We start from the raw sequence: 21,414 nt of genomic DNA, 5'->3' as shown, positions 1-21,414 counted from the left end.
GACCTTGTGGGAACGGGGTTCATAGAGGCTGCTGTCAGCCGTTGACGATGGTCTGAAGCCTCGCCCACAACTGCTCCACATGCGCCCGCTCGGTCGGTAGCGCCCCCACCGACACCCGCACCATCCAGCGCCCCTCCAGGGTCGCCGGGGTCACGTAGGCATCGCCGGAGCCATTGAGCCGATCCGCCCAGGCCCGGGTATGGGCATCCAACGCCTCCCCCTCCAGCCCCGGCGGGCAGTGACGAATGCACAACGTCTGCAGCTGCACCGGCGCCAACAACTGCCAGTGCGGTGCGGCCTCGATCTGCTCGGCCAGCCAGCGGGCGTTGTCCAGGTCCCGGCGCAGGCGCTGCTGCAGGGCCTCGACGCCTTCGCTGCGCAACATGAACCACAGCTTCAGCGCACGGAAACGCCGGCCCAGGGGGATACCCCAGTCGCGCAGGTTTTTCACCTGGCCATCGACTGCCGATTGCAGGTAGCTGGGGTTGGTGCTCATCACCCGGATCAGGTGTTGTGGATCACGCACGTAATAGATCGAACAGTCGAACGCCACACCCAGCCACTTGTGGGCATTGACCACCACCGAGTCGGCCAACTCGATGCCATCCCACATCCAGCGGCACTCGGGCAGGATCATCGCCGAACCAGCCATGGCCGAGTCCACGTGCAGCCACAGCTTGTGCGCCTGAGTGATGGCGCCGATCGCCGCCAGCGGGTCGAGGGCCGTGGTGGCCGTTGTGCCGGTGGTGGCGACCACCGCGCAAGGCTGGTTGCCGGCTGCCAGGTCCTGCTCGATGGCAGCCTGCAGCGCCTCGGGGCGCATGGCAAAGCGTTCGTCGGTGGGGATCAGGCGGATGTTCTGGCGGCCAAAGCCGGCCAGCAGCGCAGCCTTGTCCACCGAGCTGTGGGCGTGGGCGCTGACATACACCACCAACGGTTTGGCCTGGGCCTGCAGGCCGCCGCGCACCAGGGCGTAGTCGGTGGCACGCTCGCGGGCGCAGATCAATGCCACCAGGGTGCTGGTCGAGGCGGTGTCCTGGATTACCCCGCTCCACTGTGCTGACAGCCCGAGCAGCTGGCGCAGCCAGTCCAGGGTGGTTTCCTCCAGTTCGCTCAGGGCCGGGCTCGATTGCCAGGACAGCCCCAGCACGCCCAGCCCGGTGCTGAGAAAATCACCCAGCACCGACGACAAGGTGCCGTTCGACGGGAAGTAGCCATAGAAGTTGGGGTGTTGCCAGTGGGACAGACCCGGCATCAGCAGCTTGTCGACATCGGCGAGGATGGCTTCGAACGGCTCACCTTGTTGTGGCGCCTCGCTGGGCAAGGCGGCCTTGAGGTAGCCAGGCTCGACCTGGGCCATGACCGGTCGCTCGGCGACGCTTTGGCGGTAGTCGGCGATCAGGTCGATCAATTGGTGGCCGTATTGGCGAAAGTCTTCCGGGTTCACGCGCAATCTCCTTGGGCTGCTGACGCTATGGACGACAGAGTCTAGGTGCGCCAGGCACTGCGAAGAACCCCGTTTCGCGCATAGTTGCTATGGCGAAGACGCATGCCCGCCCTGCACCCCAAACTGCGACTGCCACCACAACTCGAAGACCCGGTTGCGCAGCCAGCGGTGTTCCGCCGAGGCCTGCAAACGCTGGTGCCAGACCACCCAATAGCGCTGGGTATGTTCGATGAAACCCAGGGGCCGCCAGGCCAGACGGTGCAGACGACACAGCTGGCGGGCGATGTGCTCGGGCACGGTCGCCAGCGCCTGGCCATTACCGATCACCTGCACCGTGGCAGAGAAGAACGGCACCTCCAGGCTGATCCGCCGCTGCAACCCCTGGGCACGCAAATGACGGTCGATGAAGCTGTCCTTGTCGCCGCCGCCGGAAATGCGCACATGCTTGAAGGCCAGGTAATCCTCCTGGTTCAAGCTCTGCTGGGCGGTCAGTGGGTGATCGTCGCGCATCAGGCACACTGCGCGGTCTTCCCCCAGCAGCCGGCCGTGCAGGTTGGGCGGAGACTCGTCGAACAAGGTAGTGGCCAGGTCGATCTCGCCGCTGGCCAACAAGGCGTACTGGCCGGCCTGCCAGGTGCGGTACTCCAAGGATACGCCCGGCGCCTCACGCTCCAAGGCGCTGACCAGCAGCGGCAGCATGTGTTCGGCCACGTAGTCCGAGGCGGCAATACAGAAGCGCCGCTCACAGCGCGCCGGATCGAAGGCGGCGGGTTGGCGCAGGGCGGCCAGCTCCTCCAACACCTGGCGCAGCGGCTCGACCAGCGACTCGGCATGCTCGCTGAGCACATAGCCGCGTCCTTGGCGGACCAGCAACGGGTCATCGAAGGCGTCACGCAGATGCGCCAGTTGCCGGCTCAAGGCCGACTGGCTGGTACCGAGGCGTTCGGCGGCGTGGCTGAGGTTCTTCAACTGCAGGAGGCAGTCGAGGGTACGCAGGTGAGCGAGGCTCAGGGAAGCGAAGGTGGGATGCATCGATGGGTGACTCCGGCGAGGGCCGTGCCCTCGGTCGCCGGACACCTCGGGAGGCCGAAGTGTCCGGCGATGGGGGCCCCGCTGATCAGTCAGTCAGGCCGACGTAGACGTTCTGCACGTCATCGTGGTTGTCGATCGCTTCCAGGAACGCCTCGACTTCGGCCAGGGCTTCTGCGCTCAGGCTGGCTGCGCTGACTGGGTTTTTCGGGGTATAGCCGATCTTGGCGGAGGTCACGGTGAAACCATGTTCTGGCAGGGCCTTCTGCACCGCATCCAGGTCGGTGGTGTCGGTGATGAACAGGGTCGAGCCCTCTTCCTCGCCTTCCTCGAAGTCCTGGGCGCCGGATTCGATGGCGGCCAGCTCAGGGTCGGCATCGCCGTTGGGAGTGGCTTCGATCAGGCCGACGTGGTTGAAGTCCCAGGCGACCGAACCACTGGAGCCGAGCTGGCCCTTGCGGAAGGCGACGCGGATTTCAGCGACGGTACGGTTGATGTTGTCGGTCAGGCACTCGACGATCAGCGGGACCTGGTGCGGGGCGAACCCTTCGTAGGTCACCGCGTGGTACTGCACGGCATCGCCGTCCAGGCCTGCGCCCTTGCGGATCGCGCGTTCCAAGGTCTCACGGGTCATCGAAGCCTTCTTGGCCTGCTCCACTGCCAGGCGCAGGCGCGGGTTCATGTCCGGATCGGCACCGGATTTGGCGGCGATCTGAATTTCTTTGGCCAGCTTGCCCATGATCTTGCCTTTGGCGTTGGCTGCGGCTTCTTTATGCTTGGCTTTCCACTGTGCGCCCATGTCGACTCTCTTTGTTTCAGCGGCCGGTTCAGGAAGCGACCGGCCAAAAGTGGGAGCAGTTTATACGCCCTCGCCTGCTTGATCGACAAGAAATCGCACAGCAACCGCAGAGCGGCTCCCCTGGCATCAAGCCTTGTCGGCCTTGCCCGCCGCCGCCGCGAACTTGGCCAGACGCACATCGAACCGCCGTGGCCGCACGCCGCGGTCCTCGGCGCGTTCCTTGCGGCGAATGGCATTGCGCACCATCAGCGAGCCCAGGTAACGGATCGGCTCCGGCGGGAAGTAACCGAGCGGCCCCTTGACCAACGGCGAGCGTGTCCACGGGTTGTCCAGGCCCAAGGCCAGCGAGGACAGAATCTGCCCGCCCATGTGGCACGGCCCGACACCGCTGCCCGAGTAGCCAAAGCCGTAGAACACGTTGCCCTGCCCGTCCAGCCGGCCAAAGAACGGCAAGCCGGTCACCGAGCGATCCGACGGTCCGTTCCAGCTGGCCGCCAAGGGCACGTTGGCCAACGCCGGGAAGAAATCGCCCAGGCTTTCACGCAGCAGGGGCTGGTAAGGCGAAGGCTGGTCGAACACTGGTAGCATGCGCCCGCCATAGGCGAACGTGTTGCCGCCCTTGCCCAGCATCAGTCGGCCATCGCTGGTGTTGTGGTAGTAGTGGACGAAAATCCGCGAGTCCAGGACGCTGACGCCACTGACCAGGCCGATCTCGCGCAGCAGCTCTGGACACGGCTCGGTGATGATCATGTCGCTGGAAACGATCGCCACACTGCGCTCGAACTGCGGGAAGGCCCGGGCCATCCAGGCATTGAGGCCCAGCACTACGCGATCTGCACGAATGGTCCCACGCGCCGTGCGCACCTGGGCCGGCGCACCATGCTCCAGCCCCGTCATGGCGGTGCCTTCGTGAATCCGCACACCCCGTTGTAGCGCGACCCGGCGCAGGCCACGCACCAGGCGGCCGGGCTGCACCGTGGCGGCGGCCGGTGAGTACCAGCCTTCCAGATGACGCTCAGAGCCTGCCAGACGTTGTACCTGTTCCAACGGCAGGCGCTGGAACGAATTGATCCCTTTTTGCTCCAGGGCCGCGATCACCGCATCGGTGCCTCCGACTTGGGCCTGGTTGGTCGCGGTGTACAAGGTGCCATCTAGGCGATAGTCGCACTGGATGCCGTTGGCCGCGCAAAACTCGCCGATGGCGCTGATGCTGCGCTCCGACTCGCGCACCAGGCGCACTGCCTCCTGCGCCCCGAACAGGCGTTCGAGGGTGAAGTATTTAGCCGACCACGACAGCGCGCATCCCCCGTTCCGGCCGCTGGCCCCGGCACCGCAGATGTCCGCCTCGATCAGCATCACATCCAGTTCGGGCGCCTGCTCCTTGAGCATCAGCGCCGTCCACAAGCCGGTGTAGCCTCCGCCGACGATGCACACGTCGCATCGCGCATCGCCGATCAGCGGCGGACACACCGCCTGATCTTCCGTGTCCAGGGCCTGTTGCAGCCAGAAGGGTCTCATGGGTCGCTTTCCTTTAGGTGCGCGCCGGCTTGATTGCCATTGCGGTGTTGGGTGCCACGTCATTGGCCGCAGCGACGCTGGCCGGGCGGCTGTTCCAGTGCGGCAGCAGGACCAGGGCCGAGAACAGCGCGGTGCCGGCGAAGATGATGAACACCGTGACGCTGTCGAAGTAGCCCGGCAGCAGGCCACCGAGCACTGCGCCCACCGAGCCGCAGCCGTTGACGAAACCGGCGGCGGTTGCGCCGGATTTGGCGGTACCGAAGTCGATGGCTGCCGCGCCGCTGATCATCGAGTCCGGCCCGTACAGGGTCAGGCCCATCACGAACAGCAAGCCGACCACCAACACCACGCTGCCGGTGTGCATGGCGCCCATGAACGCCGCCAGGGCGACCGTCAGCAGCACCAGGCTGATCACGCAGGCCGGCATGCGGCGCGCGCCGAACAGCTTGTCCGAGGCCAGGCCGATAAGGATCGGCCCCAGCAGGCCGGCCAGCTCGAAGGCCGTCGGGATGATGGCCGCGCCGACCTTGCCCACCGAGGGCATCTGTTCGAAGACGATCACCGGCCCCCACAGCAAGATCGCGTAACGGGCAGGTTTGAGCATGAAGTAGGCCAAGCCCAGGGTCAGCACAGTACGGTTGCGCAGGATTTCCTTCAAAGGCTCCCACACGCTGCCCAGGCTCGCGCCAGGGGCCATGCTCTGCGGCTCCGGCTCCACCGCCGGCAGCCCCACATCCTCAGGCTTGTTGCGCTGGAAGATGAAGAACAGAACGGCCACGCCCGCCACCACCGCGGCGCTGGAGAAGAACGCCGCGTGCCAGCTGCCGATCAGGGTGTAGGCCCACCACCCAGCGAACGGCGAAGCTACCAGGCCACCGAAGGCATAGCAGGAACTCCACAGGCCCAGGACACGCCCACGCTGCACGGCCGGGAAGAAACTACCGATGTTCTTGCACAACCCCGCCCACCCGGTGGACTGCGCCAGGCCTTGGATCAACATGCAGGTGGCAAAGATCGGGAACGTGGCATAACTGCCCATCACCACGGCAGCGGCTGCGGAAATCAGCAAGCCGCCGAGCACCACCACGCGTGGCCCGAAGCGGTCGGCGAGCATGCCCCAGGTGAACTGGCCCACGGCATAGGCGGCCAGGTAGATACCGTCGAGGTTGGCCATGGCGGCCTTGTCGAGCATGAACGTCGGGTCCTCGCCGATGCCAAGCTTGGCGACCGAGAAGGCTTTGCGTGTGAAGTAGAAGGCGGCGTATGCCAGCCAGGTGATTGCGAAGATCTGGACGCGCCAGCGCTTCATGGCCGCTAGGGATTGATTCATTTGACTCTGACCTCTTGCTCAAGTGTGCCGGCAGAATGTGAAAAAACGCCTGTTTTGTTGTTGTGTTGCGCACTGCATGACGAGGAGGACCGTCACTGGTCAGATGGCACCGCAGATCGGGATGACCGGCTGATTACCATGGCCCCCGGTGATTGCTTGCAAAGCACCGTCGGACTGTCGGACATGGAACCAGTTGGTGACTGATAAATAAAATCGATTTATCGTATTTCACACATAAGCTCAGCTTGTAACGGAGTACGTCATGTCGGTCTCCCACGCTCAACTGAAGGCCTTTCACGCTGTCGCCCAGCACGGCAGCTTTACCCGCGCCGCCGAAAAACTCTTTCTGACCCAGCCGGCGGTCTCCGATCAGGTCCGCAAACTGGAGGAGCGTTATGGCGTGTTGCTGTTTCACCGCAACAAGCGCTCGGTCCAACTGACCGACCTGGGCGAGCGTCTGCTGGGCATCACCCAGCGCCTGTTTGCCTGCGAGACCGAGGCGGTGGAACTGCTGCAGGATTCCCGCGCCCTGCACACCGGCAGCCTGGTACTGGCCGTGGATGCCCCGGTACACGTGCTGCCGCAGATCGCCCGGTTCTGCCAGCGCTACCCGGGCATCCAGGTGAAGATCGAAACGGGCAACACCGACGAGTCTCTGGCACGGCTGTTCAGCTACCAGGCCGACCTTGCCCTGCTCGGCCGCGATGTGGATGACGAGCGGTTGTTCTGCGTGCCCATGCGCCGCGACCCGATGGTCGCGTTCGTCTCCCACAACCACCCTTGGGCCAGCCGCGGCGCGATCCACCTGGCCGACCTGGACGACACGCCACTGGTGCTGCGTGAGCCCGGCTCGGTGACCCGCCAGACCCTCGAAGAAGAAATGCAGCGCGCCGGCCTGCGCATACGCTCGGCGATCCAGGTGGAGGGCCGTGAGGCGGCCCGCGAGGCGGTGGTGGTGGGGATCGGCGTGGGCGTGGTCTCAGCGGCCGAATTCGGTGCCGATGCACGGGTATGCGCCTTACCGATCCTTGATTGCCAACGGCACCTGACCGAGACGCTGGTCTGCCTGAGCGAGCAGCGCACTCGCCGGGTGGTGGCGACTTTCCTGCAGATGGTGCAGGAAGAACACTGACAATCGCGTTGGCCTGTTCCCAGGTAAGCCTGCGAACAGGTCGGGACAGGCAATAGCAGACGTTTAGCCGGCGGCAACGGCAATGGCATATGCTCAAGGCACCGTTGTTGCGCAGGGATTCACCGCATGCTGTATCGCCTTGCCGCCGACGCCTTGGTTCTGGTGCACCTGGCGTTCATCCTGCTGGTGCTGTTCGGCGGCCTGCTGGTCGTCAAATGGCGCGCGGCCCTGTTCATTCACCTACCCGCCCTGGCCTGGGGGCTGGCGGTGGAGGGCCTGCACCTGGCCTGCCCGTTGACCGGCTGGGAGAACCGCATGCGCGCCGCGGCCGGTGGGGCCGGCTACCAGGGTGGCTTCGTCGAGCACTACATCTGGCCGCTGATCTACCCCGCTGGATTGACGCCCCAGATCCAGACGCTGTTGGGGTTGTTCGTGCTGTTGCAGAACCTCGTCGTGTACAGCTACGTGATCCGGCGCTGGCGCCGATCTAGCGGGTAGCGACCACGAACAACCGTGGAAACGCCAACAGCACCTTGCCATCGGTCGAGGGCGGGTAGTCGCGCTGCATCGCTTGCAAGTACAACTGCAAAAAATCTACCTGCTGCTGCGCGTCCAGGCGCGCCAAGTAGGGACGCAAGGCCGACCCTTTGAACCACTCGACCACAGCCTCTGCCCCGCCCACGAGCGGGTGGTGGTAGGTGGTGCGCCACACATCCACGCGGCTGCACAGCGGGCTGAGCAAGTCGTAGTAGAACGCCGCGTTGTGCCGGGGCGGCAGTGAGAAGTCGGCGAACAGGTCGGCCCAGGGGCCTTGGCTGGCGATCTCACGCAACTGGCGATGGGCAGGCTCGTCCAGGTTGTCGGGGGTCTGCACCGCCAGAGTACCGCCCTCGGTGAGCTGGCGAATCAGGTGCGGATAAAGGGTGCCATGGTCGGGCACCCATTGCAGCGAGGCATTGGCGAGAATCAGGTCTTGCGGCTCGGCGGCCGACCAGCTGGCGATATCGCCGACTTCACAGCGTACCTGCGGCACGCACAGGCGACGACGCTGGCGTGCCTTGTCGATCATGTCCGGGTCACTGTCCAACGCTACCACCATCGCATCGGGGTGCTGGCCGCGCAGCACTTCGGTGGAATTGCCCGGTCCGCAGCCCAAGTCGGTGGCATGGCGTACCGGCCGGGGGGGCACCGCGGCGAGCAGGTCACGCACGGCGCGGGTGCGCTCATCTTCGAACAGGGAATACTGCGTAGCGGACCAGGCCATGACGGGGCTCCTGCAAAAGGCTCAATGCCAAGAGCCTAGACTTCGGTCAGCGGGATGTCACCGGCACTGCCCTTGCCTTCGCGTCGCTCGCTCATCCAGTCATTGATTTGCTGACCGAACTGCGCCGGCGCCTTGCGCCCGAAACGCCGGGCCAGATCGAGGATGGTCTGCTGGGCCAGGGCTTCCTCCATGCGCTTCTGCGCTCCCATCATCACCGCATGGATCGCGCAGACACCCTCGGTGGCCCAGCCCGGCGGCGCGCCCTCGAACAGGACGCAGCGCTCGCGGATCTCGCGGCAATCGAAAATCTTCTTCGGTCCATCGATGGCGTGGACGATATCCAGCACGGTGATCTCATCGGACGGCCGCGCCAGTCGAAAACCGCCACGCACGCCTTCTGTAGCGGCCACAAGCCCTGCACGGGCGAGTTTGGTGAATACCTTGGCCAGGTACTCCTGGGGCACGCCTTGCAACTCGGCCAGGTCACGGACGCTGGACTCGCGGCTTTCACCACGCTCATCCACCAGAAACAGCAGGCAATGGATGCCGTATTCGACCCCGGCACTGTAAAGGGACATGTCAATCTCCGACCAATATTGTCGCAAATAGTACGCCTATGTGAATCGGCGAGCAAAATTTCGCGATGCCGTCCGTCTTGCCCATGAGCCTTGCAGCCCCTTTAAACCGAAGGTCCTAGCCAAACGGCAGAACGCACTCGCAGCGCCGTGCGCAAAAAAACCTTGCCGTTTTAAACTACGACCAATAAAGTCGTAGTTACTCGGCGACAGTGCAGACCCTCGCCGAAGGCTCGTTCACTTCCCCTTGCGAACCTTGTTGGAGCACCTTCATGAACCCACATATCCTGATCATCGGTGCCGGCTTTGCCGGTGTCTGGAGCGCTTTGAGCGCCGCCCGCCTGCTCGACCAGGCCCAGCGCGGCGATGTCAGCATCAGTGTGCTGGCTCCCCAGGCCGAACTGCGCATCCGCCCGCGCTTCTACGAAAGCGACGTGCACAGCATGAAGGCGCCGCTGGGCGCCCTGTTCGAGACCGTAGGAGTCACCTTCATCAAGGGGCACGCCCAGACCATCGATGTGGAAGGTCGCACCGTCGGCTACACCGACGCCGACGGCCAGCCGCGGCAAATCGGTTACGACCGCCTGGTGCTCGCCGCCGGAAGCCAGGTGGCCCGCCCACCGGTCCCGGGCCTGGCCGAGCACACCTTCGATGTCGATCAGATGGAATCGGCCATGCGCCTGGAGCAGCACCTGGTTGGCCTGACCAAGCAGCCGGCCTCCCCGGCCCGCGATACCGTGGTGGTCTGCGGTGGTGGTTTCACCGGCATCGAGACCGCGACTGAAATGCCGACGCGCCTGCGTACCATCCTCGGCGAAGACGCCCCCGTGCGGGTAGTGGTGGTCGATCGTGGCCCCAGCATTGGCGCGGCGCTGGGTGCAGGTATCACGCCTTCGATCGTCGAAGCTTGTGAACAGGCGGGAGTGCAATGGCTGACAGGGCGCTCGGTGGTGGCAGTCGATGCGGGCGGCGTGACCTTGGACGACGGCGAGTACATCGCCAGCAAGACCGTGATCTGGACCGTGGGCGTCAAGGCCAGCCCGCTGACGGCTCAGGTCCCCGGCGAACGTGACGGCTTTGGCCGCCTGCGAGTGGATGACCACCTCAAGGTGATCGGCCAGGAACACATCTACGCCACTGGCGATGTGGCCTGGGCGGCGGTGGACGAGTCGGGCAATCACGCTCTGATGACCTGCCAGCACGCCATCCCCATGGGTCGCCACTGCGGTAACAATGCGGCCGCCGACCTGCTGGGTGTGGCGCCGGTGGTGTACCGCCAGCCGGTGTACGTGACCTGCCTCGACCTCGGCGGTTGGGGCGCGACGTTCAGCGAGGGCTGGGAACGCACACTCAAGTACAAAGGCCAGGAGGGCAAGGACCTCAAACGCCAGATCAATACAGTGTGGATCTACCCACCGGCGGCGGATCGAGCCGTAGCCCTGGCGGCGGCCGATCCGCTGATCCCTGTCGTGTAAACCTTATTCAGGACGGGACACCCCTGTGTCAAAGAGGCCGCGATGCGGCCTCTTTTTTTTGCCTTTTTTTGACCAACTGTTCAACAGTGATGGCACTGTGGCATCATCGCCAAAAACAATAGAAATGGTAAGGACTTAACCCAATCCGCAGTGTATCGAGCGCCTGATCTCCCCTGCTGTCCAGCGCTGGGTCGCTGCCACATGCGATGGAGCATTTCTATGCAGTTACGCAACCTGAAAATCGGCCTACGGGCTGCCTGCATGTTCGTCCTGTTGGGCGTTCTGGTGCTGGTCATGGGACTGGTCTCGCTCTACGAGACCCGGCAAATGGACCGCGCCACCGATGAGATTCGCGTCACCTGGATGCCGGCGGTCATTTCCTTGGGCGATGTCAGCAGCGCCCTGGGCCGGGCACGCGCCCTAACCCTGCGCAGCGCCCTGGAAGAGCAGCCCTCGGCCCGCAAGGCCACCCTGGAGAAAATCACCGAGATCAACCAGACGCTGCAAGGTAATCTGGACGACTATGAGCGCACCATCATCGCCGATGACGACCGCGCCCTGTTCAACACTTTCCTGCAGATGAGCGAGCGGTACCACGGCCTGCAGAAATCCATCCGTGATGCGGTTGCCGCCGAACAGCTCGACGAGGCCCGCCGGCTGATCAATGGCCCCTTGGCCGAATACGCCGACAGCATGATGAAAGCCCTCGCAGCGCTCATCGAGTACAACGCCAAAGGCGCCGAGCAAGCATCCCAACGTAGCAGCGCGGTGTTCGAAGAGGCCTTCTCGCTGATCGTCGTTGCCTTGGTGATGATACTTGTAGCGCTGATCGCCATCGCCACCCTGCTCACCCGCAGTATCGTCCTTCCCCTGGCCGATGCCGTGGCCGTGGCCGAGCGCGTGGCCACCGGCGACTTGACCCAGGATATCCCGGTGCTCGGACGTGACGAGCCCGCCCTGCTGCTGCGCGCCCTGAGCCGCATGCAACAGAGCCTGCGCGATACCTTGCGCAAGATCGCCGCCTCCTCCGACCAATTGGCCTCGGCCTCCGAGGAGCTGCATACCGTCACCGAGGACACCAGCCGCGGCCTGCACCAGCAGAGCGCGGAAATCGACCAGGCCGCCACCGCGGTCAACCAGATGACCGCCGCGGTCGAAGAAGTCGCGAACAACGCCGTCAGCACCGCTGACGCGTCCAAAGGCGCCGATCAAACCACCCGCGAGGGCCGCGACCAGGTCAACCAAGCCCTGGCGTCGATCCAGTATCTGGTCAGCGATGTCACCGACACCTCAGGGGAAATCGAGCAACTGGCCAGCAATGCCAACGAGATCAGCCGCGTGCTGGACGTGATCGGCGCGATCGCCGGGCAAACCAACCTGCTGGCGCTCAACGCGGCCATCGAAGCGGCCCGGGCCGGCGAGGCCGGACGTGGGTTTGCCGTGGTCGCCGATGAAGTGCGAGCCCTGGCCCACCGCACCCAGCAGTCCACAGCGGAAATCGAGCAGATGATCAGTGGTATTCAGTCCGGCACCGAGCGTGCGGTCACCGCCATGCATACCAGTCAGGATCGTGCCAACGGCACGCTGGAAGTGGCTCAGTCGGCAGGCCAGGCCCTGGAGGTGATCGCCGAGGCCATCACGTCGATCAACCAGCGCAACCTGGTGATCGCCAGCGCTTCGGAGCAGCAGGCCCAGGTGGCCCGCGAGGTGGATCGCAACCTGGTCAACATCCGCGACCTGGCCATGCAAACCTCAGCATGCGCCAACCAGACCAGCGCGGCGGCGCAGGACCTGTCCCGCCTGGCCGTAGACCTGAACGCGATGGTGGCGCAGTTCAAGGTCTGAGCCTAGGGCTGTTCTCACGCAGACCGCCTCGCGCGATGGGCTTTATGGCAGCCCATCGCGCTGCTTGTTCAGTCACTGGCGCTCACAGCCCGGCCTACCTTGCCCAAAGACTTGCCCCGAGTCGCCAGGCAGTAGTACAGCGGGCAGGTCACCAGCAGGCCGAACAGCCATGACAGGTCCGCCCCTTCCACCAGGTTCGAGTACGGCCCGACATACAGGGACGTATTGGCGAACGGCAACTGGACCAGGATGCCGCAGGCATAGGCGACGATCGCATGATGGTTGAAGCGCCCGTAGATGCCGCCGTCGGCGCAAAAGATCGATGCGATGTCGTATTCACCTTTCTTGATCAGGTAGAAATCGATCAGGTTGATCGACGCCCAGGGCACCAGCACCAGCAGCAGCGCCAGAATCAGGCCGATGAACTGACCGATGAAGTCCGCCGAGGCGTTGAGCGCGACCATCCCGCATGCCAGCAGGATCACCGAAGCCAGCACCACCCGCACCTTGACGCTGGGCGTCCATTGGGCGGCGAAAGTCTGGATGGCAGTGACGATCGACAGCACCGCGCCATACAGGTTGAGTGCGTTGTGGCTAATGATGTTGCACAGGAACAGCACCATCAGCACCGGGCCCAGCCAGCCGGTGGCTTGTTCCACCGCAGCCATGGCGTCGGTGCCTTCAGGCACGCACAGCACCGCCACGACACCGAAGCTAAAGCACAGGATGGTGCCCACGGTGGCGCCGAAGTAGGTCGCCCAGAAGGGCCGGGCGATGCCCACTTCACGCGGCAGGTAGCGTGAGTAGTCGGAGGTGTAGGGCGAGAAACTGATCTGCCAGATCACCCCCAGCGATACCGTGGCCACGAAACCTGAAAGGTTGAAGGCCCCGCGACTGAAGAAGTCCACCGGCAGCGCCTGGCTGAACATCATGACGAAGCCCGCCAGCAACGCCGAGCCCATGACCCAGGTACCGATGCGGTTGAGGGTGTGGATGAAGCGGTAGCCAATCACACCGATGGCTGTGGCACTCAAGGCGCCAATCACAATCGCGGTGGGCATCGGCACGCTCGGGGCGATGCCGTGGATCGACTTGCCTGCCAGCACGATATTGGAAATGAAGAAACCGACGTAGATCAACGCTGTGAAAAACACGATCAGCAACGCGCCGTAGCGGCCGAATTGGCCCCGGCTCTGGACCATCTGCGGAATGCCTAGCTGCGGTCCCTGCGCAGACGCCAAGGCGATGACCACACCGCCCAACAGATGACCCAGCACGATGGCGAACAGGCCCCACAGCAAGTTCAAGTGAAATACCTGGACGACCATGGCACCGGTGACGATGGGCAACGGCGCAATGTTGGTGCTGAACCAGAGGGTGAACAGGTCGCGCGCCTTCCCATGGCGTTCGGCAGGTGGGACGTAATCGACCGTATGGTTTTCGACAAACTGGTGCTGCGACGACGATTGGGACATGGTTTTCAGCTCGAAAGGGTCGTTTTTTATCTTTGTAGGAAACCGCTCAAGGCGGCCTCTCAGCTGCGCACCATATTATGGTATTCCAAGCTTTTGACAACACTGCGCTGCGCTTTTTCGGCGCATCTGCTCCGTATTGCGCCCCACCCCAATGCACTTAGTTTCCCAGCAACGCCAATGAATACGGGGCCTGTACCGTTCATCGCATGCGTGCGACAGGTGAAAATTCCACTTGCAATCCAGGTATTACGGTATACCATCAGACACATCAACGATAAAAATGCGGACCACCGCTGCCCTACCTCGAGGAACACGCCATGATCGACGCAACCGTCTACAAGAACGTCCTGGGCTCCTTCCCGTCCGGCGTCACGGTCATCACCACCCTGGACGACGACGGCTCGATCGTCGGCCTTACCGCCAGCGCTTTTTCGTCCCTGTCCATGGACCCGCCGCTGGTGCTGTTCTGCCCCAACTACAGCTCCGATTCCTACCCCGTACTGATCAAGCAGAAGCGCTTTGCCATTCACCTGCTCTCCGGCGAGCAGCAGGCCGAAGCCTATGCCTTCGCCAAGAAAGGCAAGGACAAGGCCGCCGGAATCGAGTGGCGCCTGAGCGAGCTGGGCAATCCGCTGCTGGCCAATGCCACGGCGATCATCGAGTGCGAGCTGTGGCGTGAATACGAAGGTGGCGACCACGCGATCATGGTCGGCAAGGTGCATAACCTCATCGTCCCTGAAAAGGCGCCACGGCCGATGGTCTACTGCCGCGGCAAGATGGCCAGCCTGCCAGCCTTCGCCTGAAGTCACCCTTTATATGACGGATGCCCAGGCATGCGTCGAGACACCTGACGCCTGCCCCGACAGGCGACACTTCCAAGCTTCGAGGAAAGCCCCATGAAATTTTCGTTGTTCGTGCACATGGAACGTTGGGATGAACAGGTCAGCCACCGCCAGCTGTTCGAAGACCTCACCGAACTGACCCTGATGGCCGAGCGCGGCGGTTTCAGCACCGTGTGGATCGGCGAACACCACGCCATGGAATACACCATCTCGCCAAGCCCGATGCCGCTGCTGGCCTACCTGGCCGCACGCACCGAGACCATTCGCCTGGGTGCCGGCACCATCATCGCGCCGTTCTGGAACCCCATCCGCGTGGCGGGCGAATGCGCGTTGCTCGATGTGATCAGCAATGGCCGCATGGAAGTGGGCCTGGCTCGCGGCGCCTATCAATTCGAATTCGACCGCATGGCCGGCGGCATGCCCGCCACCGACGGCGGCAAAGCCCTGCGCGAGATGGTCCCGGCCGTGCGCAAGCTGTGGGCAGGCGACTACGCCCACGACGGCGAGGTCTATAAGTTCCCCACCTCCACCAGCGTGCCCAAGCCGGTCCAGAAGGGCCAACCGCCAATGTGGATCGCCGCCCGCGACCCGGATTCGCACAACTTCGCGGTGAAGAACGGCTGCAACGTCATGGTCACCCCGCTAATGAAGGGTGACGAAGAAGTGCTGGACCTGAAGAACAAGTTCCAGACCGCCCTGGACAACAACCCCGACGTACCACGCCCACAACTGATGGTGCTGCGCCACACCCATGTGCACAGCCCATCTGACCCTGAGGGCTGGAAGATCGGTGCCCAGGCCATCTCACGCTTCTACCGCACCTTCGATGCCTGGTTCGGCAACAAGACCACTCCGGTCAACGGCTTCCTGGAGCCAAGCCCTGAATCGAAGTTTGCCGAAGTGCCGGCGTTCGAGCTGGAGAACATCCGCAAGAACACCATGATCGGCACACCTGAGCAAATCATCGCGCGCATCAAGTACTACCAGGAGCTGGGCGTCGATGAGTTCAGCTTCTGGTGCGACAACAGCTTGCCCCATGCCGAGAAGAAGAAGTCGCTCGAGTTGTTCATCAAGGAAGTGGTCCCGGCGTTCGCCTGATTCCCCGGCGGCGAGCGGCGAGCTGCAAGAAACAGCAGCGCGCGCGGCTTGGAGCTCGGAGCTTCCCGCTTGCCGCTCGATTCTGAAGAGAAATTCTACCGCCCTCTTGCACAACCAATATTATGGTATACCATCAGACAGCAAGAGCTGATAACCCTCACCAGGAGCCATCCATGAGTTTCGAAATCCGCAAGATCGTCACCTACTCCGAAGAGACCCGCATCGAAGGCGGCAAGGCCACCGACAAGCCGGTGACCATGGTCGGCCTGGCCGTGGTGATCAAGAACCCGTGGGCCGGTCGCGGTTTCGTCGAAGACCTCAAGCCCGAGATCCGCGCCAACTGCTCCGAGCTGGGCGCTCTGATGGTCGAGCGCCTGTGCGCAGCGATCGGCGGTGCCGACAAGATCGAGGCCTACGGCAAAGCTGCCGTGGTCGGTGCCGACGGTGAGATCGAGCACGCCTCCGCCGTCATCCATACCCTGCGCTTTGGCAACCATTACCGCGAAGCCGTGCAGGCCAAGAGCTACCTGAGCTTCACCAACAAGCGCGGCGGCCCAGGCACCTCGATCCAGATCCCGATGATGCAGAAGGACGATGAAGGTCTGCGCTCGCACTACATCACCCTGGAAATGCAGATCGAAGACGCCCCGCGTGCCGACGAGATCGTCGTGGTCCTGGGCGCGGCCGACGGGGGCCGGCTGCACCCGCGCATCGGCAATCGCTACATCGACCTGGAAGAACTGGCCGCCGAGAAGGCCAACGCTCAATAACAACAACCAGACGGGCCGGGGCGTTGCGTGCAAGCACTGCCGCCACGCCCGACCTTCAAGGAGCGCCCTCCATGATTCAGCCTGTTGCTGAACGTACACCCGCCGGGACCAGCTACCTGAGCCTCGGCCAGGGCCACCCCGTGGTGCTGATCCACGGCGTAGGCCTGAACAAGGAAATGTGGGGCGGACAGTTCGTGGGCTTGGCCGGTGACTACCGCGTCATCGCCTACGACATGCTCGGCCACGGCCAGAGCCCGCGCCCCGACGCCGACACCGGCCTTGCCGGCTATGCCGCGCAACTGGCCGAACTGCTCGACCACCTGCAGATCCCGCAGGCCACGGTCATCGGTTTCTCCATGGGTGGCCTGGTCGCCCGCGCCTTCGCCCTGCACTACCCTGCACGCCTGACGGCGCTGGTGGTGCTCAACAGCGTGTTCAACCGCAGCCCCGAGCAGAGCGCCGGCGTCATCGCCCGCGCCGCCCAGGCCGCCGAACACGGCCCCGACGCCAATGCCGAAGCGGCGCTGGCGCGTTGGTTCAGCCGCGAATACCAGGCCGCCAATCCGGCCCAGGTCGCGGCCATTCGTCAGACCCTGGCCGGTAACGACCCGCAGGGCTATCTGACCACCTATAAATTGTTCGCCACCCAAGACATGTATCGCGCCGATGACCTGGGCAGCATCCAGGTACCGGCCCTGATCGCCACCGGCGAGCACGACCTGGGCTCGACCCCGGAGATGACCCGCCAGCTGGCAGCGCGTATCCCCGGTGCCCGCAGCGTGGTGCTGGCCGAGCAACGCCACATGATGCCGGTCGAAGCGCCACGGGAGGTCAACAAGATGCTGCTGGACTTCCTGGCGCACGCCCGCACCCTCAACGAATCCGCCAAGGGGATTGTTGCATGACCCTCGTACGTTTCCAGATGTGCATCGACGGCCAATGGTGCGATGCACAGAGCGGCAAGACCTTCGACAGCCTCGACCCGGCCACCGCCAAGGCCTGGGCGCAACTGCCGGACGCCGATGAAGCCGATGTGGAGCTGGCCGTGCAGGCCGCCCAGCGCGCCTTCGAAAGCGCCGCATGGCGCGGCCTGACCGCGACCGCGCGGGGCAAACTGCTGCGCCGGCTGGGCGATCTGATCGCCGAGAACAAAGAGCACCTGGCCCAGCTGGAAAGCCGCGACAACGGCAAGCTGATCCGCGAGACCCGCGGACAGGTCGGCTACCTGCCGGAGTTCTTCCACTACACCGCAGGGCTTGCCGACAAGCTCGAAGGCGGCACCCTGCCGCTGGACAAGCCTGACCTGTTCGCCTACACCGTGCACGAGCCGATCGGCGTAGTGGCTGGGATCATTCCCTGGAACAGCCCGCTGTACCTGACCGCCATCAAGCTCGCCCCTGCCCTGGCGGCCGGCAACACCATCGTGCTCAAGCCTTCCGAGCACGCCTCGGCGACCATCCTGGAGCTGGCCCGCCTGGCCCATGAAGCCGGCTTCCCGGCAGGCGTGGTCAACGTGGTGACCGGTTTCGGCCCGAGCACCGGCGCAGCGCTCACCCGCCATCCGCTGGTGCGCAAGATCGCCTTTACCGGCGGCGCCGCCACCGCCCGCCATGTAGTGCGCAGCAGCGCCGAGAACTTCGCCAAGTTGTCTCTGGAGCTGGGCGGCAAGTCGCCGAACATCATCTTCGCCGACGCCGACCTGGACAGTGCGATCAACGGCGCGGTGGCCGGCATCTATGCCGCCTCCGGCCAGAGCTGCGTGGCAGGTTCGCGCCTGCTGGTGCAGGACGAAATCTTCGATGAATTCGTCTCGCGCCTGGTCGAGCGCGCCAAGCGCATTCGTATCGGCAACCCGCAGGACGACGCCAGCGAAATGGGCCCGATGGCCACCGCCCAGCAATTGGCTGTGGTCGAAGGCCTGGTCGCCGCGGCCAAGGCCGAGGGTGCCAAGCTGCACCTGGGCGGCAAGCGCGCCGAGGTCGAGGGTGACGGCTGGTTCTACGAGCCGACCCTGTTCGAGTGCGACAGCAACTCGATGAAGATCATGCAGGAAGAAGTCTTCGGTCCCGTGGCGGCGGTGATCCGCTTCAAGACCGAAGAACAGGCCCTGGCGATCGCCAACGACTCACAGTTCGGCCTCGCCGCCGGTATCTGGACCCGCGACCTGGGCCGCGCCCACCGCCTGGCGCGCGACGTGCGCTCGGGGATCATCTGGGTCAACACCTACCGCGCGGTCTCGGCCATGGCGCCGATTGGTGGCTTCAAGAACAGCGGCTACGGCCGCGAGAGCGGCATCGACTCGGTGCTCGCCTATACCGAGCTGAAGACGGTGTGGATCAACCTCTCCACCGCGCCCATGCCCGACCCGTTCGTGATGCGTTAACGAGGTAGCACCAAGATGATCGAACCTGGCATCTACAAAGACGTGATGGGCTCCTTCCCGTCCGGCGTCACGGTGGTCACCACCCTGGACGCCGAAGGCGGCATCGTCGGCATCACCGCCAGCGCGTTCAGCGCGCTGTCGATCGACCCGGCGCTGGTGCTGTTCTGCCCCAACTACGCCTCCGACACCTACCCGATCCTGCGTGACAGCAAGCAATTCGCCATTCACTTGCTGTCCGCCGACCAGACCGCCGAGGCCTATGCCTTCGCCGGCAAGGGCAAGGACAAGGCCAACGGCATCGAGTGGCACCTGAGCGAGCTGGGCAACCCTCTGCTGGCCAAGGCCACGGCAATCATCGAATGTGAACTGTGGCGCGAGTACGACGGCGGTGACCACGCGATCATCGTTGGCCAGGTGAAGAACCTGGTGCTGCCGCCCGAACCGGTCACGCCGATGGTCTATCACAAGGGCAAGCTCGGCGCGCTGCCGCCGCTGGGTTGAGACCTGAACGGACGGCGTTGGTCTACCCGCGAATAAACCAACGCCGTTCCCTGTTTCCGGGGGCCGCGCATCCTCCCCCTCACCTTCGGTTGCGGCCCCTTTTTTCATGCAGGAGCACGGCAATGAGCAACGAGAAGTACGAGAAAGGCCTGAAGATCCGCACCCAAGTGCTGGGCGAGGACTATGTCAACCGCTCGATCCAGAACGCCGACGACTTCAGCAAGCCCTTGCAGGAGCTGGTCACCGAGTATTGCTGGGGCCACGTCTGGGGCCGCGACGGCTTGTCGCTCAAAGAGCGCAGCATGATAAACTTGGCCATGATTTCCGCGCTCAACCGGCCCCACGAGCTCAAGCTGCACATTCGCGGCGCCTTGCGAAATGGCCTGAGCCGTGAACAGATACGCGAGATCCTGCTCCAGGTCGGCATTTATTGCGGCGTGCCCGCGGCGGTGGACAGCTTCCGCCTGGCCCGCGAAGCGTTCGCCGAGGCCGATGCGGAGTCAACCCGTTAACAGCGGGCTGTTCGAACCACGCAAGGAGAGCGCCCCAGGTTCGTGGTGCTCTCAAGTTGTGGCCAGGCAGCCTCATTCAGAGCGCAATCGATGAAACGCCAGCCTCTCGACGACAGCTTCAAGGTCAACCGCAACCCCGTTACCCTGCGCGAAATCGTACTCGACAAACTGCGCGGGGCGATCATGAACTTCCACCTGCTGCCCGGCGATCGCCTGGTCGAGCGCGACCTGTGCGACCGCCTCGGTGTCAGCCGCACCTCGGTGCGTGAAGCCCTGCGCCACCTGGAATCCGAAGGCCTGGTGGAATTCGCCGATGCCAAGGGCCCACGGGTGGCGATCATCACGCTCGAAGACGCCCGCGACATCTATGAACTGCGCTGCGTGCTCGAAGGCCTGATCGTCCAGCTGTTCACCCTCAATGCCAAGGCCAAGGACATCCGCGCCCTGGAGCGCGCCCTGGAGGTCAACCGCGAAGCCCTCGAAGAAGGCGAGCTGCAACAGGTGCTCGAATCGGTGCAAGGCTTCTACGACGTGCTCCTGGAAGGCTCCGGCAACCAAGTCGCCGCCCAGCAGTTGCGCCAGTTGCAGGCACGCATCAGCTACCTGCGCGCCACCTCGGTGTCCCAGCAGAACCGTCGCGGCGCCAGCAACCGGGAAATGGAAAAGATCGTCGAGGCGATCAAGACCGGCAATCCCCAGCTCGCCCACCAGGCCTCGGTCGACCATGTGCGCGCCGCCGCCAAGGTGGCTCTGGATTACCTGCGCCAGAAGCAGGACGACAACGCCAAGGTCCGTGACATCGTCGAACCCCTGGCCCTCAAAGATCCTCGCATAGGCCGCTGATCATGCCCACCGCCCCGCGCTACTGCCCGCACTGCACCACTGCGCTTGCCCGGGGCGTTCCCAGCGGCGACACCCACGAGCGCCTGCATTGCACCGGGTGCGGCTACGTCCACTACATCAACCCCAAGATCATCGCTGGATGCATCATCGAGCGTGACGGCAAGTACCTGTTGTGCCAGCGCGCGATCCCGCCACGCCCCGGCACCTGGACCTTGCCGGCAGGCTTCATGGAGGCCGGCGAAACCACCGAACAGGCGGCCCTGCGCGAGGTCTGGGAAGAAAGCGGCGTGCGCGGCGAGATCGTCTCGCCCTATTCGATCTTCAGCGTGCCCAAGATCAGCGAGGTGTACATCATCTTCCGCGCCATCGCCACGGAAGAGACCGGCCAGCACGGCCCCGAGACCCTCGCCTACCGCTTCTTCGAGCCCGACCAGATCCCCTGGGACGAGATCTACTACCCCGCCATCCGGCAGATTCTCGAGCGCTATATCCTCGAACGCCAGGCGGGGGTCTATGGCATCTACATGGGCAACGACGATACCGGCAAGGTGCATTTCATCCGCTGATCGACGCGCC

Annotated in this window: 21 protein-coding genes; 13 read left to right on the top strand and 8 right to left on the bottom strand. The window is 64.2% G+C overall.

Annotated features, from left to right (window positions below; all coding sequences use genetic code 11):
- Nucleotides 1-34: 34 nt before the first annotated feature.
- The 5 genes from BLS27_RS00305 to BLS27_RS00285 all read right to left on the bottom strand — a co-directional run bounded on the left by BLS27_RS00305 (nt 35) and on the right by BLS27_RS00285 (nt 6,123).
- Nucleotides 35-1,447: a DOPA decarboxylase gene (locus tag BLS27_RS00305; protein ID WP_090342208.1), complete on the bottom strand. Its 1,413-nt coding sequence runs from the start codon at nt 1,445-1,447 to the stop codon at nt 35-37.
- An 87-nt stretch (nt 1,448-1,534) separates the two neighbouring features.
- A complete protein-coding gene (locus BLS27_RS00300) occupies nt 1,535-2,479 on the bottom strand; it encodes a LysR family transcriptional regulator (protein WP_090342205.1) in 945 nt (314 codons plus the stop codon).
- A gap of 85 nt (nt 2,480-2,564) precedes the next feature.
- Entirely contained in the window at nt 2,565-3,275 is a 711-nt protein-coding gene (locus BLS27_RS00295) for a YebC/PmpR family DNA-binding transcriptional regulator (RefSeq protein WP_043212740.1), read from the bottom strand.
- A 126-nt stretch (nt 3,276-3,401) separates the two neighbouring features.
- Nucleotides 3,402-4,793: an FAD-dependent oxidoreductase gene (locus tag BLS27_RS00290; protein WP_090342201.1), complete on the bottom strand. Its 1,392-nt coding sequence runs from the start codon at nt 4,791-4,793 to the stop codon at nt 3,402-3,404.
- 13 nt (nt 4,794-4,806) lie between these two features.
- Entirely contained in the window at nt 4,807-6,123 is a 1,317-nt protein-coding gene (locus tag BLS27_RS00285; protein WP_043212738.1) for an MFS transporter, read from the bottom strand.
- A 262-nt stretch (nt 6,124-6,385) separates the two neighbouring features.
- Here BLS27_RS00285 and BLS27_RS00280 point away from each other — a divergent pair, with 262 nt between their 5' ends.
- Nucleotides 6,386-7,255, top strand: coding sequence for a LysR substrate-binding domain-containing protein (locus BLS27_RS00280; RefSeq protein WP_043212735.1), 870 nt, complete (start codon nt 6,386-6,388; stop codon nt 7,253-7,255).
- 126 nt (nt 7,256-7,381) lie between these two features.
- Nucleotides 7,382-7,753, top strand: a complete 372-nt coding sequence (locus BLS27_RS00275; RefSeq protein WP_043212733.1) for a DUF2784 domain-containing protein — start codon at nt 7,382-7,384, stop codon at nt 7,751-7,753.
- On the opposite strand, the gene tam is transcribed toward BLS27_RS00275, so the two are convergent.
- Together tam and BLS27_RS00265 are read right to left on the bottom strand one after the other, a co-directional pair.
- On the bottom strand, nt 7,743-8,519 hold the full coding sequence (tam, locus tag BLS27_RS00270; RefSeq protein ID WP_043212731.1) for a trans-aconitate 2-methyltransferase: 777 nt from the start codon (nt 8,517-8,519) through the stop codon (nt 7,743-7,745). The two genes, BLS27_RS00275 and tam, sit on opposite strands and share 11 nt — an antisense overlap.
- Nucleotides 8,520-8,554: 35 nt before the next feature.
- Entirely contained in the window at nt 8,555-9,097 is a 543-nt protein-coding gene (locus BLS27_RS00265) for an RrF2 family transcriptional regulator (RefSeq protein ID WP_043212729.1), read from the bottom strand.
- Nucleotides 9,098-9,366: 269 nt separating this feature from the next.
- Between BLS27_RS00265 and BLS27_RS00260 the strand changes: the two genes are divergently transcribed.
- Both BLS27_RS00260 and BLS27_RS00255 read left to right on the top strand, forming a co-directional pair.
- Nucleotides 9,367-10,569, top strand: a complete 1,203-nt coding sequence (locus BLS27_RS00260) for an NAD(P)/FAD-dependent oxidoreductase (protein WP_090342198.1) — start codon at nt 9,367-9,369, stop codon at nt 10,567-10,569.
- A 201-nt stretch (nt 10,570-10,770) separates the two neighbouring features.
- The gene (locus BLS27_RS00255) at nt 10,771-12,414 is read left to right on the top strand and encodes a methyl-accepting chemotaxis protein (RefSeq protein WP_425262088.1); all 1,644 of its coding nucleotides are present in this window, start codon (nt 10,771-10,773) and stop codon (nt 12,412-12,414) included.
- 68 nt (nt 12,415-12,482) lie between these two features.
- Here the strand turns inward: BLS27_RS00255 and BLS27_RS00250 are convergent, their stop codons facing one another.
- A complete protein-coding gene (locus tag BLS27_RS00250) occupies nt 12,483-13,889 on the bottom strand; it encodes a purine-cytosine permease family protein (protein WP_043212722.1) in 1,407 nt (468 codons plus the stop codon).
- A gap of 317 nt (nt 13,890-14,206) precedes the next feature.
- Between BLS27_RS00250 and BLS27_RS00245 the strand changes: the two genes are divergently transcribed.
- The 9 genes from BLS27_RS00245 (at nt 14,207) to BLS27_RS00205 (ending at nt 21,404) form a co-directional block, all read left to right on the top strand.
- On the top strand, nt 14,207-14,692 hold the full coding sequence (locus tag BLS27_RS00245) for a flavin reductase family protein (RefSeq protein ID WP_090342192.1): 486 nt from the start codon (nt 14,207-14,209) through the stop codon (nt 14,690-14,692).
- 93 nt (nt 14,693-14,785) lie between these two features.
- Nucleotides 14,786-15,829, top strand: a complete 1,044-nt coding sequence (locus BLS27_RS00240; RefSeq protein ID WP_043212718.1) for an LLM class flavin-dependent oxidoreductase — start codon at nt 14,786-14,788, stop codon at nt 15,827-15,829.
- 173 nt (nt 15,830-16,002) lie between these two features.
- Nucleotides 16,003-16,599 (top strand): amino acid synthesis family protein, encoded by a 597-nt coding sequence (locus BLS27_RS00235; RefSeq protein ID WP_043212716.1) that lies wholly within the window; start codon nt 16,003-16,005, stop codon nt 16,597-16,599.
- A 71-nt stretch (nt 16,600-16,670) separates the two neighbouring features.
- Entirely contained in the window at nt 16,671-17,504 is an 834-nt protein-coding gene (locus BLS27_RS00230; RefSeq protein WP_043212713.1) for an alpha/beta fold hydrolase, read from the top strand.
- Nucleotides 17,501-18,982, top strand: a complete 1,482-nt coding sequence (locus BLS27_RS00225; protein WP_043212712.1) for an aldehyde dehydrogenase — start codon at nt 17,501-17,503, stop codon at nt 18,980-18,982. The genes BLS27_RS00230 and BLS27_RS00225 overlap by 4 nt, the downstream gene beginning before the upstream one ends.
- A gap of 15 nt (nt 18,983-18,997) precedes the next feature.
- Nucleotides 18,998-19,483, top strand: coding sequence for a flavin reductase family protein (locus BLS27_RS00220; protein WP_043212710.1), 486 nt, complete (start codon nt 18,998-19,000; stop codon nt 19,481-19,483).
- Between the two features lie 122 nt (nt 19,484-19,605).
- Nucleotides 19,606-19,995, top strand: coding sequence for a carboxymuconolactone decarboxylase family protein (locus tag BLS27_RS00215; RefSeq protein WP_043212708.1), 390 nt, complete (start codon nt 19,606-19,608; stop codon nt 19,993-19,995).
- A gap of 90 nt (nt 19,996-20,085) precedes the next feature.
- On the top strand, nt 20,086-20,838 hold the full coding sequence (locus BLS27_RS00210; RefSeq protein ID WP_043212706.1) for a GntR family transcriptional regulator: 753 nt from the start codon (nt 20,086-20,088) through the stop codon (nt 20,836-20,838).
- 2 nt (nt 20,839-20,840) lie between these two features.
- Complete coding sequence (locus BLS27_RS00205) at nt 20,841-21,404, top strand: NUDIX hydrolase (protein ID WP_090342188.1); 564 nt, start codon at nt 20,841-20,843, stop codon at nt 21,402-21,404.
- The last annotated feature ends 10 nt before the right edge of the window (nt 21,405-21,414 follow it).

Origin of the sequence: Pseudomonas guariconensis, assembly GCF_900102675.1 — a bacterium.
GTDB classification, from domain to species: Bacteria; Pseudomonadota; Gammaproteobacteria; order Pseudomonadales; family Pseudomonadaceae; genus Aquipseudomonas; species Aquipseudomonas guariconensis.
The sequence above is the reverse complement of the archived record's forward strand: the minus strand, read 5'-3'. Positions and strand labels throughout refer to the sequence as shown.

Excerpts from the sequence above, each read along its gene's own strand:
- BLS27_RS00300 (WP_090342205.1), bottom strand. The coding sequence starts at position 2,479 with ATGCATCCCACCTTCGCTTCCCTGAGCCTCGCTCACCTGCGTACCCTC.
- BLS27_RS00295 (WP_043212740.1), bottom strand. The coding sequence starts at position 3,275 with ATGGGCGCACAGTGGAAAGCCAAGCATAAAGAAGCCGCAGCCAACGCC.
- BLS27_RS00290 (WP_090342201.1), bottom strand. The coding sequence starts at position 4,793 with ATGAGACCCTTCTGGCTGCAACAGGCCCTGGACACGGAAGATCAGGCG.
- BLS27_RS00285 (WP_043212738.1), bottom strand. The coding sequence starts at position 6,123 with ATGAATCAATCCCTAGCGGCCATGAAGCGCTGGCGCGTCCAGATCTTC.
- BLS27_RS00280 (WP_043212735.1), top strand. The coding sequence starts at position 6,386 with ATGTCGGTCTCCCACGCTCAACTGAAGGCCTTTCACGCTGTCGCCCAG.
- BLS27_RS00275 (WP_043212733.1), top strand. The coding sequence starts at position 7,382 with ATGCTGTATCGCCTTGCCGCCGACGCCTTGGTTCTGGTGCACCTGGCG.
- tam (WP_043212731.1), bottom strand. The coding sequence starts at position 8,519 with ATGGCCTGGTCCGCTACGCAGTATTCCCTGTTCGAAGATGAGCGCACC.
- BLS27_RS00265 (WP_043212729.1), bottom strand. The coding sequence starts at position 9,097 with ATGTCCCTTTACAGTGCCGGGGTCGAATACGGCATCCATTGCCTGCTG.
- BLS27_RS00260 (WP_090342198.1), top strand. The coding sequence starts at position 9,367 with ATGAACCCACATATCCTGATCATCGGTGCCGGCTTTGCCGGTGTCTGG.
- BLS27_RS00255 (WP_425262088.1), top strand. The coding sequence starts at position 10,771 with ATGCGATGGAGCATTTCTATGCAGTTACGCAACCTGAAAATCGGCCTA.
- BLS27_RS00250 (WP_043212722.1), bottom strand. The coding sequence starts at position 13,889 with ATGTCCCAATCGTCGTCGCAGCACCAGTTTGTCGAAAACCATACGGTC.
- BLS27_RS00245 (WP_090342192.1), top strand. The coding sequence starts at position 14,207 with ATGATCGACGCAACCGTCTACAAGAACGTCCTGGGCTCCTTCCCGTCC.
- BLS27_RS00240 (WP_043212718.1), top strand. The coding sequence starts at position 14,786 with ATGAAATTTTCGTTGTTCGTGCACATGGAACGTTGGGATGAACAGGTC.
- BLS27_RS00235 (WP_043212716.1), top strand. The coding sequence starts at position 16,003 with ATGAGTTTCGAAATCCGCAAGATCGTCACCTACTCCGAAGAGACCCGC.
- BLS27_RS00230 (WP_043212713.1), top strand. The coding sequence starts at position 16,671 with ATGATTCAGCCTGTTGCTGAACGTACACCCGCCGGGACCAGCTACCTG.
- BLS27_RS00225 (WP_043212712.1), top strand. The coding sequence starts at position 17,501 with ATGACCCTCGTACGTTTCCAGATGTGCATCGACGGCCAATGGTGCGAT.
- BLS27_RS00220 (WP_043212710.1), top strand. The coding sequence starts at position 18,998 with ATGATCGAACCTGGCATCTACAAAGACGTGATGGGCTCCTTCCCGTCC.
- BLS27_RS00215 (WP_043212708.1), top strand. The coding sequence starts at position 19,606 with ATGAGCAACGAGAAGTACGAGAAAGGCCTGAAGATCCGCACCCAAGTG.
- BLS27_RS00210 (WP_043212706.1), top strand. The coding sequence starts at position 20,086 with ATGAAACGCCAGCCTCTCGACGACAGCTTCAAGGTCAACCGCAACCCC.
- BLS27_RS00205 (WP_090342188.1), top strand. The coding sequence starts at position 20,841 with ATGCCCACCGCCCCGCGCTACTGCCCGCACTGCACCACTGCGCTTGCC.